The 15,189-nt window shown below is 57.0% G+C and carries 15 protein-coding genes; 6 read left to right on the forward strand and 9 right to left on the reverse strand.

Annotation, left to right across the window (positions count from 1 at the left end; genetic code table 11):
• Window positions 1-3,186: a glycoside hydrolase family 15 protein gene (locus SYNC_RS01350; protein WP_041426298.1), complete on the reverse strand. Its 3,186-nt coding sequence runs from the start codon at window positions 3,184-3,186 to the stop codon at window positions 1-3.
• A 55-nt stretch (window positions 3,187-3,241) separates the two neighbouring features.
• Here SYNC_RS01350 and SYNC_RS01355 point away from each other — a divergent pair, with 55 nt between their 5' ends.
• Window positions 3,242-4,027 (forward strand): WecB/TagA/CpsF family glycosyltransferase, encoded by a 786-nt coding sequence (locus tag SYNC_RS01355; protein ID WP_041426850.1) that lies wholly within the window; start codon window positions 3,242-3,244, stop codon window positions 4,025-4,027.
• Here SYNC_RS01355 and SYNC_RS13670 read toward each other — a convergent pair.
• Both SYNC_RS13670 and tgt read right to left on the reverse strand, forming a co-directional pair.
• Window positions 3,966-4,109 (reverse strand): photosystem II reaction center protein K, encoded by a 144-nt coding sequence (locus tag SYNC_RS13670; RefSeq protein WP_011618263.1) that lies wholly within the window; start codon window positions 4,107-4,109, stop codon window positions 3,966-3,968. The two genes, SYNC_RS01355 and SYNC_RS13670, sit on opposite strands and share 62 nt — an antisense overlap.
• 30 nt (window positions 4,110-4,139) lie before the next feature.
• Entirely contained in the window at window positions 4,140-5,258 is a 1,119-nt protein-coding gene (gene tgt, locus SYNC_RS01360; RefSeq protein WP_011618264.1) for a tRNA guanosine(34) transglycosylase Tgt, read from the reverse strand.
• A gap of 59 nt (window positions 5,259-5,317) precedes the next feature.
• Between tgt and SYNC_RS01365 the strand changes: the two genes are divergently transcribed.
• Window positions 5,318-6,082, forward strand: coding sequence for an adenosylcobinamide-GDP ribazoletransferase (locus SYNC_RS01365; protein ID WP_011618265.1), 765 nt, complete (start codon window positions 5,318-5,320; stop codon window positions 6,080-6,082).
• On the opposite strand, the gene SYNC_RS01370 is transcribed toward SYNC_RS01365, so the two are convergent.
• Window positions 6,027-7,175, reverse strand: coding sequence for a sensor histidine kinase KdpD (locus SYNC_RS01370; protein WP_041426299.1), 1,149 nt, complete (start codon window positions 7,173-7,175; stop codon window positions 6,027-6,029). The two genes, SYNC_RS01365 and SYNC_RS01370, sit on opposite strands and share 56 nt — an antisense overlap.
• Between SYNC_RS01370 and SYNC_RS01375 the strand changes: the two genes are divergently transcribed.
• Both SYNC_RS01375 and SYNC_RS01380 read left to right on the forward strand, forming a co-directional pair.
• The gene (locus SYNC_RS01375; RefSeq protein WP_041426300.1) at window positions 7,162-7,458 is read left to right on the forward strand and encodes a hypothetical protein; all 297 of its coding nucleotides are present in this window, start codon (window positions 7,162-7,164) and stop codon (window positions 7,456-7,458) included. The genes SYNC_RS01370 and SYNC_RS01375 overlap by 14 nt on opposite strands.
• 106 nt (window positions 7,459-7,564) lie before the next feature.
• The gene (locus SYNC_RS01380; RefSeq protein ID WP_006853701.1) at window positions 7,565-7,933 is read left to right on the forward strand and encodes a DUF3155 domain-containing protein; all 369 of its coding nucleotides are present in this window, start codon (window positions 7,565-7,567) and stop codon (window positions 7,931-7,933) included.
• Window positions 7,934-7,990: 57 nt separating this feature from the next.
• On the opposite strand, the gene SYNC_RS01385 is transcribed toward SYNC_RS01380, so the two are convergent.
• On the reverse strand, window positions 7,991-8,614 hold the full coding sequence (locus SYNC_RS01385) for an alpha/beta hydrolase (RefSeq protein WP_011618268.1): 624 nt from the start codon (window positions 8,612-8,614) through the stop codon (window positions 7,991-7,993).
• A 60-nt stretch (window positions 8,615-8,674) separates the two neighbouring features.
• On the opposite strand from SYNC_RS01385, the gene purH reads away from it, so the two are divergent.
• Together purH and SYNC_RS01395 are read left to right on the forward strand one after the other, a co-directional pair.
• Window positions 8,675-10,264, forward strand: coding sequence for a bifunctional phosphoribosylaminoimidazolecarboxamide formyltransferase/IMP cyclohydrolase (gene purH, locus SYNC_RS01390; RefSeq protein ID WP_011618269.1), 1,590 nt, complete (start codon window positions 8,675-8,677; stop codon window positions 10,262-10,264).
• Between the two features lie 50 nt (window positions 10,265-10,314).
• Window positions 10,315-10,788 carry a DUF4079 domain-containing protein gene (locus tag SYNC_RS01395; RefSeq protein ID WP_011618270.1) on the forward strand — a complete coding sequence of 158 codons (474 nt, stop codon included), beginning with the start codon at window positions 10,315-10,317 and terminating at the stop codon, window positions 10,786-10,788.
• A 6-nt stretch (window positions 10,789-10,794) separates the two neighbouring features.
• Here the strand turns inward: SYNC_RS01395 and SYNC_RS01400 are convergent, their stop codons facing one another.
• From SYNC_RS01400 to sfsA, 4 genes are all read right to left on the reverse strand, one after another.
• Entirely contained in the window at window positions 10,795-11,421 is a 627-nt protein-coding gene (locus tag SYNC_RS01400) for a DUF1997 domain-containing protein (protein WP_011618271.1), read from the reverse strand.
• A gap of 60 nt (window positions 11,422-11,481) precedes the next feature.
• Window positions 11,482-12,678, reverse strand: coding sequence for a 4-hydroxy-3-methylbut-2-enyl diphosphate reductase (locus SYNC_RS01405; RefSeq protein WP_011618272.1), 1,197 nt, complete (start codon window positions 12,676-12,678; stop codon window positions 11,482-11,484).
• A gap of 129 nt (window positions 12,679-12,807) precedes the next feature.
• Window positions 12,808-14,280, reverse strand: a complete 1,473-nt coding sequence (locus tag SYNC_RS01410) for an ammonium transporter (protein ID WP_011618273.1) — start codon at window positions 14,278-14,280, stop codon at window positions 12,808-12,810.
• 129 nt (window positions 14,281-14,409) lie between these two features.
• Window positions 14,410-15,162 carry a DNA/RNA nuclease SfsA gene (sfsA, locus tag SYNC_RS01415; protein WP_011618274.1) on the reverse strand — a complete coding sequence of 251 codons (753 nt, stop codon included), beginning with the start codon at window positions 15,160-15,162 and terminating at the stop codon, window positions 14,410-14,412.
• Window positions 15,163-15,189: the final 27 nt, after the last annotated feature.

Raw genomic sequence — 15,189 nt, forward strand, 5'->3', positions numbered from 1 at the left:
TTAAAGCAGGCCTTCCTGTTCGGCTAGCTCCTTGAGCGCTTTGATTTGCCAGCGGCGGCATTGCGCCGGAGAGGCTTGGTAAAACTGTTCCCAAGCCGCTGCTTTGTGCTGGCTGTAGGCCCCTGTGTCTTGTTCGGGATAGGTGCTTTGCCAGCCCACCCGGACGGCATGACCAATGACGACATCGAGTGCGATGTCGTCTTCAAAGCGCATGTCTGGGTTGGTCATCGTGAAGGCCATCAGCGAGAGCAGGCTTTCTGTGCAGAGTTGGCGGTATTCGGCGGCTTCAATCCGACTGAGTAGATGCTCAACCTGAATGGCAAAGTTGCGCTCTCCTGGTGTTTTTTCCAGCACCAAAGCGCTGGTTAGCCGGTTGCGTCGCTCCAGCTTGTCTCCGATCACCAACCCACGGCAGTGATGCAGTAACGACCAAATGCCTGCATAGAACTCCTTCGGGACTTGTTGCAGGGAGCCCAGTCGCATGCGGTGTTGCAGCCAGTCGGATCCGCTCGGTCGTTCCTCAAGGGGCTCAGGTACGGACCACTGCACATGGCCGCGAAGGTGAAGCAGTTCTCGTCTCTGTAAAGCGGCTCGGGCGTGGTCGACGTCATTAAGCAGTGCTTGAAGGCGCAAGCTGATCGCATGGGGGGCTTCGCTGCACAGGGCTTCAAAGGCTTCGTCCTGGCTCAGTTGTCTTTCCGCTGCAAGCTCTGAGGTGAGCAAAAGCAGCAGTTGACCAAGCTGCAGGGTGAGCGTGCCCTTGAGTTTTTCTGGTTCTCGCCGGGCAAGGCCATCAAGCGCCACCAGCAATTCCTGCTGCAGCATGCGTTCTCGGCCGTCATTGCCGCAGGTGCGTTCAATCAGAGCGGCGATCGCTGGGCTTGAGGCCGGGGCGCTGAGACGAGAGTCACTTGTGTAATTTCGGCCGACCACCACTTGCTTCTGGCGGCTGAGCAAGTCGATGACGGCATCCTCCAGTTGGGGATGGACGAGCCCCATGGCGCCTGCGCAGCGGCGGGCCACATTCCAATCCTCCTGGCTGAGCCCGCGGTGGTAGATCTCCTCGAGCAGGGTGACCAGCTCAACCGGTGTCCCTTGTGGGCCGCTGAGAATCGCGCGATGGCCGAGTTGGCGCTTCAGCAGTTCAAGCACTTCGGCTTGTTCGCGGAGCGAATGGCTGCTCCAGAGACGATCGCGTAGTTCACCGAGGGGAATGTCATCCAGCTCCTGCTCCTGGGCTGCGGTCAGGTCGCTGAAGTCGGTGGAGGCTTGTAGGTAGCGCGTTGCATCGCTCCGCTGATGGGTGTTGTTCCTGGCTGTTGCGGCTGGCAGGGTCACCCACTGAGCGCTTTGGGCGAGTGTTTCAAGGTCGCTAAAGCAAACAGGAACATCCTCGATCCGTCCTGAGTGCAGACGCCTGGTGAGATCCATCAGCAGCTCTGGATTGTTCTCCAGCAGGGAGGCTTCAACAGGGATCAGTAAGAGCGGTGAACCCTCACCGCGCCAGTGCCGCTGCAGTAGGTGCAGTTCATTGATGACCGTTTCCATGAGCTGGCGTGGGTCATGACTGACGAAAAAGGTGTCTTCTTCCAACACAGCCGGTAACACGGCAAACTTTTCGTCGTCTTGTTGGTAGAGGCGGGCTGTGTCCGAGGTGTCGGCTCGGAGCATCGGCTGACCGCTCAAGCGGAGAGCTTCATCGCCTCCAACTGCGCTGAGGCGATCGTTGAGGTTGCTGGATGGCACCACCTGGATCAAGGAGGTCTGGGGATCGCTAACGGGCAACCCTCGTGCCTTCAGTTCGTCTGCAAGTGCGCTGCTCGTTGGTGCAAGGGCAACGAGCACCTGCTCGGCACCAATCTCGGCTTGGAATCTGCGACCGCATGGATCGAGGTCCGCTGGCTCGATCAGTCCTTCGATCAGCATCTCCCCCAGCCAGGCAAGGCTCTGGGTCCAAAGCAGAGGCACGTTGTCATTGGCCAAACGTTGTTGGCTTCCTGGTGCCCGCCGTTCGAGTTCCACTGCACTGTCTGGGACCAGATAAAGCTCGGGGTAAAGCTGCTGCCCATGGCATTCCACCTGCAGGATCTTGAGCCTTTCTTGCCAGTAATGCGCGTCTGTCCAACGCTTTTCACAGCAGGCTGTCAGCTGCTCATAGGCCAGGAAGAGAGGCCATTCCGATTCCACGCCTTCGAAGTTCACGAGTTCGGCCCGTTCGTAATGCAGTCGACTGACGTCTTCGATAACGGTTTGATGACCGTCCCGGCGGAAGCGTTTGTATCCATAGGGCCCCCCTAGTTCGCGACGGATCCGCTGGATGGTTCGTTCCACCAGGTCTCGCTCCTCCACCGCCCAGGCTGGGTAGCCGATCACGGAGAGACAAGCGCTGTCGACTTCCTTGCTGGCGGATTCCCGTGGCAGAAGTCCTTGGAGTGCCCGACGCAAGCGGACGACAGCGCCTTGCGGCACCAGCACCTGCATTGATCCATCGCCATGGGAACTAAACAGATCCACGCCATCTAGGGCTTCAAGTGCCGCTTTGGCCATGCCAATGGAGCTGGCGTTGCGTTCGGGTAGGCCTTGATTTCCCTTGTCCCCCCGCTCCCAGATTCCGTAGTCGGGCACGCGATAGGCCCGGGCCACGTAGTACACGAGGTTTTGGATGAACGCCACTTCGTGGCGGTTGCGAATCACGGCAAGGCCGCCGCGGCTGAGTTGAGCTAGCTGCAGCAGAAAGAGAGATGTCGCATCAAGTTGCAGATGCCCCCAGCCGTCATCGGCCACAACCTGATCGCCATTGGCGCTGTTGTATTTGGCATGCAGGGCGTCGAGCGGATCGAGGCTGTGCTTAAAGCGTTCCACTTTTGAGGCTTGGCGCATCATGCTGTTGAGCAAGCCGCGCATCAGCCCAAGAACCCGTTGTTCAAGTTCCCAGCTGCGTTGCGTGGTGCCCCTTTGAAGGCGACGATGGGCGATGGCCAGGCCCCAAACGCACTGAATCGAGTACACGCAGTCGCGAACCCAGGCGTCTCCGTAGTTTCCGTGCACCGTGTTGGCCGTGCTGGCTGGAAGCAATCCGCTCACTGGATGCTGACGTTGTAGAACCACCGCGTCGATGGCCATATCCAGGCTCTTTAGTTTTTCAAGGCGTAGCTCGTGTTGCTCCTTGGGGTTCGGATGCGACAAAACCGTGGCCTTCCAAGCGACCGGATTTAGATTCTCCCTCGCAGACGAGTTAGGGATGGATATCACCAGCACCGGTCCGCGTGATCAACGTCGCTTCCAAGTCCTTGGGGTGCCAGTGGATGCTTGTCGCGATGTCACTGCCGCAGCCATCGGTGTGCATGCCGATGGGGGAGGTCAGATCGTGACCCTGAATGCCGAGATGACGATGGCAGCACGAGCGAACCTTCGCTTAGGTGCCGTGATTGCTGACGCCGATCTGGTGGTTCCCGATGGCGCAGGCGTTGTCTGGGCTCTTCGTTTACAAGGTGTGCGCGTTCGCCGAAGTCCCGGCATTGAGTTGGCATGGGAACTCTTGAGTTATGCCGAGGCCCATGGGTGGTCTGTGGCGCTCGTTGGGTCTGCACCGCAGGTGATGGAACGATTGTGTGATCGCTTGGTGGTTGAGCGCCCTGAATTGCGTCTGGTACTGGCGCAACATGGATATCTCACCGAAGAGGATTGGCCTCAGCTTGAAGCCAACTTGTGCGAGCTCAACCCGGATTTGGTGCTTGTTGCTCTTGGCGTTCCCCGACAAGAACTTTGGGTTCAGCGCTTGAAAGCTTCACAAACCGGAGTGTGGATGGGTGTGGGTGGCAGCTTTGATGTATGGGCTGGCCTCAAGGAACGGGCACCACAATGGGCAAGCCGTCTCCAAGTGGAATGGCTCTACAGGCTTTTGCAGGAACCAAGCCGCTGGAGGCGTTATCTGGCGCTACCCCAATTTGTTTGGGCTGTTTTGCTCAGCGGAAGCCGACGGAAGCCTGCCAAACAAAAGCAAGCAACAGGAAAAACAACGGAATGATCGGCAGGATGTCGATCAGCGGACCGAAGGCTTGATAGGCCTCAGGTAACTGGGCCAGCAAATCGAGGGTGTAAACAGCCATCCCGGCGAGTTCATGGTCGGAGCTCGGACGCTACCACGTGTGATGGGCTCTTGAGCTTGGCTCCCACGGAGCGAAATCCTCTGAAAAGCAACCATCACGAATTGCTTGCCCCATGGCGGTGGTGAATCGGATCAAGTGGGTGAGGTTATGGATGCTTAAGAGCGTGAGGCCGAGCAGCTCCTCGCTACGGATCAGATGATGCAGGTAGGCACGGGTGTGCTGGCGGCAAGCGATGCATGGGCAGTTTGGATCTAAAGGGGTGTGGTCGTGCCGAAAACGAGCGTTGCGCAGGTTCCAGCGCTCGCCCCCAACCAGTGCCGTGCCATGCCTGCCTAGGCGTGTAGGCAGGACGCAATCAAACATGTCAATCCCGTTGGCCACGGCAACTGCCATCTCACGCAGCGTGCCAATGCCCATCAGATATCGGGGGCGATCAGCGGGTAACAGGGGTGTGACCTGGCGCACGATCTGATGCATCTCCTCCACCGGTTCTCCAACGCTGACGCCGCCGATAGCGATGCCGGGCAGGTTGAAGCTCGCCACCGTTCGCGCGCTGAGATCGCGGAGGTGGGGGAAACAGCCTCCTTGCACAATCCCAAAGAGGGCTTGATCGTCGCGTTGATGGGCGTCTGCGCAGCGGCCTAACCAGGCGTGCGTACGCCGACAGGCCTCCGCGACATCGTTCTCGGTGGCTGGATAGGGCGGACATTGATCGAAGGCCATGGCCACATCGGCGCCAAGGCGCATTTGGATCTGCATCGACCTTTCGGGGGTCAGCAAAATTCGGCTGCCGTTTCGAGGGTTGCGGAAGTCCACTCCTTCATCGTCAATGCGATTGAGGTCGCCGAGGCTGAACACCTGAAAGCCACCGGAATCGGTGAGCATCGGACCGTCCCAGCCCATGAACCGATGTAGCCCTCCGGCGTCGGCAACGATCTCCTCCCCAGGCTGGAGATGCAGGTGATACGTGTTGGACAGCACCATTTGGGCGCCGGTCTCCGCCAACTGGGAGGTGGTCACCCCTTTCACGGTGCCCAGTGTGCCTACGGGCATAAACCGCGGTGTTGTGACTGGACCATGAGGTGTGTGGAAGCATCCACAGCGAGCACCCGTGTTGCTGCAAGTGGCCTGAATCTCGAATTGGAACACAGGCCCTCTGTGCAACGCATCAATTTACGGTGAGCCATGTCGGTTTATGGGTCGAGGTCATGGCTTCAGCCCCCTCCTGGCTACGCGATTTAGTGGGTGCTTGGATTTTTTATTCGGTGTTGCCTGCCTGGCCCTGGCCTCAGCCTCGCTTCGAACGCATCGCCCGCTTTGCTCCTTGGATCGGCTTGGTCATTGGTGGCCTGCAGGCGGGATTGTGGTGGTTTTTATCCGGTTTGGGATGGCCTCACGTCGCGCTTGTTCCATCTGTTTTGGCCTTGGGGTTGTTCCTCACTGGTGGGCTCCATTTCGATGGACTGATCGACACCGCTGATGGTCTCGCTGCAGGACCTGAGCGTTGCCTGGAGGCAATGGAGGACAGCCGTGTGGGTGCGAGTGGTGTGCAGCTGTCGGTGGTGGTGCTGTTGTTGCAGTTCGCCGCTTTGGTGCGTTTGGGCTCCCTGGCGCCAATCGCTTTGGTGGTCACGAGCGCTTTGGCAAGGGTGTCGCCCCTGTGGGCGATGGCGCGTTTCACTTATTTGAAGGTGAATGGAACAGCTGGTTTTCACCGCCGTCACCAAAAGGGTCTTGGAGATGCTGTCCCCACCTTGTTTTTACTGGTGTTGGTGAGCCCACTGCTACAGCAGCTGCCGCTCTTGACTGTTCCGATTTGTTTGCTGAGCGCACTCGTTACGGCTGAGTGGCTTGGTCGGCGGCTGGGGGGGATGACGGGAGACGGCTATGGAGCTGTTGTAATGCTTAGCGAGACCTCTAGTTTGTTGTTGGTAGGCCTTTTGGCTCCTTCGCTGGGCTCGGGGGGAGGCTGAGGAGGAAGGCATTACCGCGGCTTGGGAGATTCGGATCAAGCTGGTTGGGTCTGGTGTGTAAAACCAGTGCGCCACCTCTTTCCTCGGCGAGATGTCGAGCAAGTGCGAGCCCTAGTCCGGATCCGGATTGATCCTTGCTGCTGCTTCCCCGTTCGCCTTTGCGGAAGATCAGTTCTTGTTCTTGATCTGGGATGGGAGGCCCCTCGTCCCAGATCAAGATGCTGTGGTCGAACAGGCTGAGCCCTAGTGAACAGCCCGTAGGGCTGTATCGAAAGGCGTTCTCTAGAAGATTGGCCACGATTTCTGAGATGACGGCATCGTCATCTGGCCGAATCTCTTGAGTCCAGGCGGGCCAGTTTGGTGGTGTGTGCCAGGCGCGGTTCTGGAGTGCTGCGGTTGCGGCAGCCCGCTCAATCAAAGGTTGGAGAACTTGTTCGATCGTGAGCCCTGGGCCCTTTGATTGCACCTGTGGAAGCAGCAGTGGGGCGGGCGCCTCGGGGCGATGCGGCAGGTTCTCTTGACCGATGAGGTCCAGGGATGTGATGTAGCGGTCTAGCTGGGCCTGCTCTTGAAGGAGTCCCGTCACAAGTGGGCGTTGGAGGTGCTCGGGCCCCAAACGACGGAGTAGAAGCTGGGCATAGGTGCGCAAGGCTGCCAGTGGATTGCGCAACTGATGCACCACAAGATTCATCTGTTGGCGTTGCTGTTGGAGTTCTTCCAGCAAGCGACTGCGTTCGAGTTCAAGGCCAAGGCTGTAAGCCAAGGCTGAGGCGCTGGCTTGCAGGCGGCGATCCAGTTGGTCGGACCATTTCGCCTCCCGGTGCTGTTCTGCCCTCAGAACCCCTAGTAAGAGATCGTCATGACGGAGGGGAAACCAGTGCCGCTCTGGCGAAGGAAGGCGCAGGATTGGGTCGTCGGCAATTTCTGGCAGTCGACCGCCATCTGGAGGCCACTGATCCAGCATGGTGAAGCTGGGTGCATCTCCTTCACTGCTTTGTGCGATGTAGACAACAAGTTTGTCCAGAGCTTGATCGCCAGAAAAACTCTGCAGTTGTTGCTTGACCAGGGTTAGGAACCGGTTGGACAGCTGCATTCGTGAAATTGTGAGCCTGGATACAGCCGGGGAGACAACCAAAAACCCGACCTTCTTGCCAATTCAGGAAAAAGTCTTAAGATCTGATGATCGACCGACGGCGCTCTTCGTTGCGGTGCCGGTTTCCTGTCGATTCTGCTCGGGTTGCACTTTCGTTGCTACCAAGGTTACAGCAGAGGTTGATGTGTCTCCTGTTGTCATCGGCTCTATGCCGTTGAAAGCGATGGTGTTTGTCCATCGATTGTGCAGCTCTGGCTGCGCGATCGATCTACCGATTCGCTGACGTCACGATGCTCCTTTGAGCATCTCACTTGGTCGTTTGCCGTTGCGAAACGGTGCCGATCTTTCTTGACAGCCCCCTCTCACTCCCTCAACAGGGATTTTGCTCAATGTCCAAAAAACGTAAGAGGATTAGTCGTCGTCGCCTCGCTGGCCAGCGTGTGCTGGCGCATGTGCCGACTCACCATCTCGAAACTGGTGAACACAAGCCTGTAACAGCGGCTCGTCGCTACATCGCCGAGGGCGTTCTCATGCCTCCAGCCCTCGTCAATGTGCGCCGCAACGAACACACCACAGATCGCTTTTTCTGGGGGGAAAAGGGACTCTTTAGTGCCCAGTACGCCGAGGAAAATCATTTTCTGTTCCCGTCCCTGCGTTCGATCGTTGATCACGTTGGTGAAGAGGTCATCTTCGAAGGCCTAGACCTGGCTTCTGATGACTGGGAGGAAATGGAAGAGTACGAATACGCTTTCGTCTGATTTTCCCTTCCCCTCCCGCTCTGGATTCCAGTTCTGAATTGGAAAGCCCTGAAGCCCTCAAGCGCTCTGAGCTGGTTGATCCAGCCAGCGCTTGAGGGCTTTTTTCATTTCAGCCTGCGCCTCAACAGGGATGGCATGCCCATTGTCGAAACTGAAGAGGTCACACGTTTGATTGCTTTGCACTAACTCTTCTTTGAGCGTTAAGGCCGCTGAATGCGGCACGACGTCGTCTTGCCGTCCATGCAGAAGAAGCACAGGGGGGCGAATCAGAGGGGCTTGCCATTTGGGATGGGGATAGGCACTACATGCGATTAATCCTGCGAGAGGCAAGTCACAGCCGGCAGCCATGGCCATGGCACCTCCTTGAGAAAAGCCCAAAAGCACCGTTGCTTCCAGTGGGATCTCCGTTGAACCAAGGTTATTGATGCGTTTTTTTAATCGTTCAACAGCTGCTGGAACGGCGGCCCAGTCGGCTGGGAAGAGGCCATACCACTGTCTTCCTGAACCTTGGGTTTGGAGTTGAGGAGCTTGCAGTGCAACAAGCTCCAGTGGTGTCGCGATCGTCTCGGCGAGCGCTTGTCCCAGTGGCATCAGGTCGCCGGCATCGGCTCCCCAGCCGTGAAGAAGAATCAGCCGTGCCCGAGCCTTCGTTGAAGGTTGGCGGAGCAGATCGGCGGCCATGGCGTCAAGTGCGCGGTTGCTGCGTAGGTTGGCTCAAGCCCTGTCTTTCGTCCTGCTGTAATGGCTCCAACTGCCTTGCTGAGCGTGTCTGATAAGCGGGGGGTGGTGCCCCTTGCTGAGGCTCTCCATCGGCTCCATGGCTATCAGCTGCTGTCCAGCGGTGGAACCGCCAAAGTGCTTCAAGAGGCTGGATTGCCTGTCACACGAGTGGCAGACCACACCGGTGCTCCTGAGATTCTTGGCGGTCGCGTTAAAACCCTCCACCCTCGAATCCATGGCGGAATCTTGGCGCGACGAGGAGATCCAGCCCATGAGGCGGATCTCCTCGAACAGCAGATTGATCCCATCGATGTGGTGGTAGTGAACCTTTATCCGTTTAGGGAAACCGTTGCAACCCCAGATGTGAGTTGGGACGCTGCCATTGAGAACATCGACATCGGCGGACCCACCATGGTTCGATCTGCGGCGAAAAATCATGCCCATGTCGCTGTGCTCACCAGTCCTGAGCAGTACGACAGGTTTTTGAAAGCGCTGTCTGGATCGGCTGGAGGCGTGAACGCCAATGTGCGCCGGCAGTTGGCCTTAGAGGCTTTTGCCCATACGGCTGCGTATGACGTCGCCATTAGTCGCTGGATGCAATCCCGCCCTGAGCTGCAACCTGATGTTGAGGCCGCGGCTCCAGCAGAAGCTTTGCCTTGGCTTGAAGCGCTTCCGCTCCGGCAGACGTTGCGCTACGGGGAGAACCCGCACCAGAAAGCGGCTTGGTTTAGCAGTCCCATGGGATGGGGGGGGGCCAAGCAGCTTCAAGGCAAGGCGCTCAGCACCAATAATCTGCTCGATTTGGAAGCGGCCCTGGCCACCGTTCGTGAGTTTGGTTATGGATCATCTGGCCTCCATCCCGCTCAGCAGGCGGCTGCGGTGGTGGTGAAGCACACCAATCCCTGTGGCGTGGCTGTGGGTGATGGCGTGGGCATAGCCCTCACTAGAGCTCTCGATGGCGATCGAATCAGCGCCTTTGGCGGCATTGTTGCCCTGAATGCGGTGGTTGATGGCCCTGCGGCTAAGGAGCTCACCAGCTTGTTTTTGGAGTGTGTCGTGGCGCCTGGGTACAGCTCAGAGGCGCTTGAGATTTTGGCGGCCAAAGGCAATCTCCGCCTGCTTGAGTTGCCTCCTGAGGCGATTGATGCTGCCCCCAAAGATCATGTGCGCAGCATTCTTGGTGGTGTGTTGGTGCAGGATCTCGACGATCAACCGATCGATCCCTCCGCTTGGACGGTGGCGAGCCAGCGTCAACCCACCACGGCTGAAACCGCTGATCTCAGATTTGCTTGGCAGCTTGTACGTCACGTGCGTTCGAATGCGATTTTGGTCGCACGTGATGGGCAGAGCCTGGGAGTTGGGGCTGGTCAGATGAATCGAGTTGGCTCTGCCAGAATTGCTTTAGAGGCTGCTGGTGAGCAAGCAGTGGGGGCTGTGCTCGCGAGTGATGGTTTCTTCCCGTTTGATGACACCGTTCGCCTTGCCGCAAGCCATGGTATTAAGGCCGTTATCCATCCAGGCGGCAGCCTTCGGGATGCTGACTCGATCAAAGCCTGCGATGAACTCGGTTTGGCCATGGTGCTGACCGGACGCCGTCATTTCCTTCACTAAGAGGACGGGCGCCTAATCTCGCTTTATTGGTCCACTCAACGAACTGAACCATGACCCTGCCAGCTTTGCCTTTTGCCGCCAGCTTCATGCACCCTCTGATGATGTGGGTGCTCTTGGCCGCAGGTGGTTATTCGATGTTTCTTGGCATCAAAGCCAAGAAGGTGAGGACAGGTACCCCAGAGCAGCGCAAGGCCCTACTTCCGGGCAAATTTGCTCAGCGTCATTACCGCTGGGGAAGCCTGATCCTCGCGGTGATGGTGATCGGAATGATCGGAGGTATGGCCGTGACTTACCTCAACAACGGCAAGTTGTTCGTGGGCCCCCATCTGCTCGTTGGCTTAGCGATGACCGGAATGATTGCCCTAGCGGCCGCTTTGGCTCCGTTCATGCAGCAGGGCAATGGCAAGGGCAATGTCATTGCCCGCAAAGTTCACGTCGGCCTCAACATGGGCATGCTCACCTTGTTCCTGTGGCAGGCGGTGAGCGGAATGCAGATTGTGAACAAAATCTGGGTGAACCGCTGATCTTGATCAAAAGGCTGCCCGCCTTCGCGGCGGGCAGGTTAGCCCGTGGCTGGCATGGAAATCTTCTTGTACTTTCCAGGTGAGGCGCCTTGAAATTTGACGCACAATTTGGCGCAAGAGGTGATCGCCGCTGGACTGAACCAGCCCATCAGGAAGCAGGGTGATCATCTTGGGAAGGTGAATCCAAACCGAAAGGTCAAGTTCCCAGCTCACAGCGGTGAGTTCTTCAGGTGAGTCGCTTGAGCTGTTGTCCTCAAGACTGAGGTTGGCTTGGAAGTCAACGTCATAGAGATCAGCTAAGGCTGGATCTTGATTGTTGAGAGGCACCGTACAGATTGCATAATTGCCCGCGTTCTGCGGTAAGAGGCGCAATCCGATCGTTGGTTCCACCTCAAAACCGAAGTTGCCAAATCGCCCGAGAGTGAGGGCATAGGCCTGCTCGTCAATGGACGTGACCTCCATGGGTGTTGCGCATCGTCGAAACCAGCCTTCGTGACGATCGAGGTAAGCACCAACGGTTTGAAAGTCGGCACGCATCTCCATGCGATCGCGAAATTGACTGCGATAGCAGCGAACTTGACGGCTATCGCTACCGCGCAATGTGTCGGTTGAGGGTCTCGTCAAGAGCAGCACGTGTGCAGGTCCCCGGTTGGAAAAGTCTCCATCATGAACCAATGTAAAGGGGGCTGGCGATCAGTTTTCGCTCAGGGCGATCAGTCTCTGGATGACATGCTCCACAACTCGATCTGGGGTGGAGGCCCCTGAGGTGATCCCTACGGTTACGGGCCCACTGGGCAGGAATAACTCTTCGACTGTGAGCTCTTCGCCAAGGGGCTTGTGCTCGATCGAGTTGTCGGTGTGGATTCGTTCTGGAGTGTCGATGTGGAAGGAACGGATCCCGCGGCTGACTGCAATTTCTTGCAGATGGGTGGTGTTGGAGGAGTTGTAGCCCCCAATCACCACCATTAGATCCACAGTTTCGTCAACGAGCGAGAACATGGCGTCCTGCCGCTCCTGGGTGGCGTCGCAGATGGTGTTGAACGCTAAAAAATGCTCATTGAGATCCGTTGGCCCGTATTTGCTGAGCATGGTGCGCTCAAACAAGCGTCCAATTTCTTCAGTTTCACTTTTGAGCATGGTGGTTTGGTTGGCCACACCCAAATGTTCGAGATCGCGATCGGGGTCAAATCCTGGAGAACAGGCCTTGGAGAACCGTTCCATAAATGATTCACGATTGCCTTTGCCGAGAATGTAATCAGCGACAAGCCGGGCTTCCTCAAGATCGAGAACGACGAGATACGTTCCGGCAAAGGAGCTGGTTGCAAGCGTCTCTTCATGTTTCACCTTGCCGTGAATGATCGACGTGAAGGATTGCTTCTTGTGCTTCTCAACCGTCGTCCACACCTTTGAAACCCATGGACAGGTGGTGTCAACAATGTGACAGCCACGCTCATTGAGCAGTTGCATCTCTTGAACGGTGGCGCCAAAAGCGGGAAGGATCACCACATCGCCCGTTGCCACGCCCGAAAAGTCCTTCACTCCACCCTCCACGGAGATGAACAACACGTCCATTTCTCTTAGGTGGTCATTCACTGAGGGGTTATGGATGATTTCGTTGGTGATCCAGATGCGTTCTTGCGGGTAGTGACGTCGCGTCTCGTAAGCCATGGCGACAGCCCTTTCCACTCCCCAGCAAAATCCAAACGCTTCGGCGAGGCGCACCTTGAGTCGGCCATGGGTCAGGCTGTACCCGTTGTCTCGGATGGAACCAATCAGGCTGCTTTGGTACGCCTGTTCCAGACTGCCAGCCACCTCGTCAGCTCGACCGAAGCCTCGCCGGTTGTAGCGATCGGAGTGATGAAGGGAGCGTTTGAAGGCGTGAGTATCCATATTCGTAACGGCAGTGGTTCGACTCTATGGGCTGTCTGGCACTAGCGACTGAATGCAGATGCCAATAAAAAACCCTGGCCCAGGATGGGACAGGGTGAAGTGCAGATTAAACGCTGCCAATGAAAAGGGTTATCGGCCTGATGAGACGAAATCTGGATAGGCCTCCATGCCGTGCTCACCAATATCCAGGCCTTCCACTTCTTCCTTCTCGGTGACTCGGATGCCTCCGAACAAACCACCGATCACGGACCAAGCAATCCAGCAGGTCACAATCGTCCAAATGGCATAAGCCGCACAACCGAGTGCTTGGATGCCGAGCTGGCTGATGCCACCTCCGACGAGCAAGCCGAGGGGAGAGCCATCCCCCTGGATGTCAAAGCCCCAAAGACCAACCACCAAAGTTCCCCAGACGCCACACACGCCATGGACTGAGAAGGCTCCAACCGGATCGTCAATGCCTGATGCGTCAAGCGCTGATACGGCAAAGACAACGATGATTCCGCCGATCAGACCAGCAACCCAGGAGCCAACAAAGGTGAGGTTGCCGCAACCTGCCGTGATGCTCACCAGGCCGGCAAGGATGCCGTTGATGATCATGGTCAGGTCAGGCTTGCCGGAGGTCAGGGTTGAGATCACGGTGGCACCGATCGCTCCACCAGCCGCCGCCAAGGTTGTCGTTACAGCAACGTAAGGGACCCACTGATCCATGGCGAGCTGGGAACCAGGGTTGAATCCATACCAGCCAATCCAAAGAATCAGTGCACCAAGAGTGGCAATGGCCATGTTGTGGCCTGGGATCGCCTGAGGCTTGCCATCAATGAATTTGCCGATACGAGGGCCAAGAAGCATGGCTCCAATCAGTCCAGCCCAGGCTCCAACGGAGTGAACAATGGATGAACCAGCAAAATCGATAAATTCTTTGTCACCAACGGAGTTCAGCCAGCCTCCATTCCATTCCCAACTACCCGCAATGGGATAGATGAATGCAGTGAGAATGAGCGAAAACACCACGAATTCGCCAAATTTCACGCGCTCAGCGACGAGGCCTGAAACGATGGTTGCTGCTGTTCCAGCGAAAGCAGCCTGAAACAAGAAGTCAACACTTGGAACAAGGCCGGCTTCTGAAATCAGTTCGGGCGTAACAGCTGGATCAAAAAACAACCCGTTGAAATAGAGCCATCCAGCGGCAATGGCATTGCCATACATCAACGAATAGCCAACGAACCAGTAGGCGGTTACTGCAAGCGCGAAAACAAACAGATTTTTAGCGAGAATATTGACCGCATTCTTTTGGCGGCACATTCCGGCTTCGACCATGGCGAAACCGGCGTTCATGAAAATCACCAGAATTGTCGCTACGAGCAGCCAAAGATTGTTGGCTAAAAACGCTGCATTGAGTTCCGGCATCTCTGCGGCATGAGCCGAGAGGTTGAAAAGTCCAAGACCGAAAAGGGCCAGTGGCACGCAGCCAAGCCACAAGAGTGAGCGATTGGTTTTAAAACCGCGAATGCTTTGAAGGAGGAGCATCGGGCCCTCCAAAAGACTTGCCTCCTGGAGGCGAGATTTGCGTCGCGTGTTGGGCGACTCGTAAGCAGTTGTCATAGAAGAAAGCAGGACTGCAAGAGAGGCAGGACGCTGAAGTCCTTTTGCGCTTCCCAAAACTGCTCGCCTGCGCACACTTTTTAAGTCGTTGTTGCTACCGAATGTGCGTTTCCCAACGATTTGAGCTTTTTACAGGCGAGGACAAACGGTCCTGACTCCCTCCCATTGGATCTGGTCCTCATAAAAACTGAAGCAGCAAGGCAGCACTTCAACCCCTGCTGCCATGGCCTGTCTGAACAGATCCCCGTAGCGGGGATCTGCGCTGTCCCCGGGTGCGAAGGCGATGACATCCGGACGGCTCAGGCAGGGAACCAAAACACCTCGTGCATCAGGAAGGAGCGCCGTAAGTTCCTCCAGGTGTTTTTGGCCCCGTTCCGTGACGGTGTCTGGGAAGAGCGCAACATCGCCGTGACTCCAGGTGGTGTTTTTCACCTCGACGTAGATGGGGCGTTGATCGTCTGCGCTGTCGTCTGGGGTAAGCAATAAGTCAATGCGACTTCTGCGATTGAGGCCATAGGGCACTTCGGCGCGGATGGTCTTGATCGGGCCGAGCTGGTCTTTGAGTCCACCGGCTTCAATCAGGGCCCGAATCAGTTTGTTCGGCAAAGCCGTATTAATGCCAGCCCAGCAGAGAGTTCCGTCGCTGCTTGGGATCTCAGCTTGTTCCCAAGTCCAAGCCAACTTGCGCTTCGGGGAAGGGGCATGGCGGACCCTGACTCTCCCACCGGGATGGAGCACGCCTTTCATGGGCCCAGTGTTGGCACAGTGGACGGTGACGACTTGTCCATCTTTGAGCTCCACATCAGCCAGAAAGCGTTTGTAGCGCTTCAGGAGCACACCTTCGCTGAGGACAGGAAATTGAAGGATCGACGTGCCGGTCATGGCTGCTGGCTCAATCGGCCCATGGTG

The sequence above is a fragment of the Synechococcus sp. CC9311 genome, assembly GCF_000014585.1.
Taxonomy (GTDB): domain Bacteria; phylum Cyanobacteriota; class Cyanobacteriia; order PCC-6307; family Cyanobiaceae; genus Synechococcus_C.

Excerpts from the sequence above, each read along its gene's own strand:
- SYNC_RS01355 (WP_041426850.1), top strand. The coding sequence starts at position 3,242 with ATGGATATCACCAGCACCGGTCCGCGTGATCAACGTCGCTTCCAAGTC.
- SYNC_RS13670 (WP_011618263.1), bottom strand. The coding sequence starts at position 4,109 with ATGGCTGTTTACACCCTCGATTTGCTGGCCCAGTTACCTGAGGCCTAT.
- SYNC_RS01365 (WP_011618265.1), top strand. The coding sequence starts at position 5,318 with ATGGCTTCAGCCCCCTCCTGGCTACGCGATTTAGTGGGTGCTTGGATT.
- SYNC_RS01370 (WP_041426299.1), bottom strand. The coding sequence starts at position 7,175 with ATGCAGCTGTCCAACCGGTTCCTAACCCTGGTCAAGCAACAACTGCAG.
- SYNC_RS01380 (WP_006853701.1), top strand. The coding sequence starts at position 7,565 with ATGTCCAAAAAACGTAAGAGGATTAGTCGTCGTCGCCTCGCTGGCCAG.
- SYNC_RS01385 (WP_011618268.1), bottom strand. The coding sequence starts at position 8,614 with ATGGCCGCCGATCTGCTCCGCCAACCTTCAACGAAGGCTCGGGCACGG.
- purH (WP_011618269.1), top strand. The coding sequence starts at position 8,675 with ATGGCTCCAACTGCCTTGCTGAGCGTGTCTGATAAGCGGGGGGTGGTG.
- SYNC_RS01395 (WP_011618270.1), top strand. The coding sequence starts at position 10,315 with ATGACCCTGCCAGCTTTGCCTTTTGCCGCCAGCTTCATGCACCCTCTG.
- SYNC_RS01405 (WP_011618272.1), bottom strand. The coding sequence starts at position 12,678 with ATGGATACTCACGCCTTCAAACGCTCCCTTCATCACTCCGATCGCTAC.
- SYNC_RS01410 (WP_011618273.1), bottom strand. The coding sequence starts at position 14,280 with ATGACAACTGCTTACGAGTCGCCCAACACGCGACGCAAATCTCGCCTC.
- sfsA (WP_011618274.1), bottom strand. The coding sequence starts at position 15,162 with ATGACCGGCACGTCGATCCTTCAATTTCCTGTCCTCAGCGAAGGTGTG.